Origin of the sequence: Amycolatopsis sp. SID8362 (assembly GCF_010550475.1) — a bacterium.
Classification (GTDB): Bacteria; Actinomycetota; Actinomycetes; order Mycobacteriales; family Pseudonocardiaceae; genus Amycolatopsis; species Amycolatopsis eburnea.
In genome coordinates this window covers 1-737 of sequence record NZ_JAAGNB010001642.1, presented here as the reverse complement: position 1 = coordinate 737, position 737 = coordinate 1, and the positions used below count along the sequence as shown (strand labels likewise).

Genomic DNA, 737 nt, shown 5'->3' with positions numbered 1-737 from the left:
GGCCGAAAGGCCGTCCCGCGGTGCCGGCTCCGGTGCCGCGTCCGGCTCGCCCGCCGGGCCGTCGACCGGGAAGACCGCCTTCTCGCCGGGCAGCGGGACGCCGGGGCAGATGGTCGCCGCCGGGCGGGCGGCGCCGAGGTAGAACCCGTTCACCAGACCGTCCACACAGGAATTTCCGCTCACCGCGTACTGGCCGTGGAACGGCGAATCCGCCACCGAGACCATCGGGACACCGGCCGCCCGCGCCGCCGACTCGGCTTGCTCGTAGCCGGTCTGCGGGTCGAATTCGCCTTGGACGACGAGGACGTTCTTCGCGGCGCGCGGTGGCAGCTTCGGCAGCTCGTGCCGGGGGAGGTCGGTCCAGTAGCCGCACGGCTCGCTGAGGCCGTAGGCCCAGCCGAACAGCGGGTACGACGGCCCCTGCAGGTCGCTGAGCAGCTTGTACCAGCCCGAATTCCGCGACGGCTGGTCGGCGCACGCCACCGCCAGCCGGGTGCCGGGGACGTCGGCGTAGTCCGGCTCGGGCGCCGCGAGCGTCCGCACCACGCCCGCGGTGGTCAGGCCGGCGGCCGGGACGCCGAACACCGCGCGCGAGACGTCGTCGAGGTCGTCCGTGAGCGCCGCGGGCGGCGCGGTGCCGTCGAGCGCGGCCGCGCCCTTGGTGAGGATCAGCGCGCCGGCCAGCCACTGGCGGGTGCTGCCGTTGCCGACGAAGACGCGGTCGAACAGGGCCGGGG

Annotated in this window: 1 protein-coding gene; it reads right to left on the bottom strand. The window is 75.2% G+C overall.

The window, feature by feature from the left end:
• On the bottom strand, window positions 1-737 hold a 737-nt coding region (locus G3I65_RS50725; protein WP_203612733.1), incomplete at both ends, for an alpha/beta hydrolase.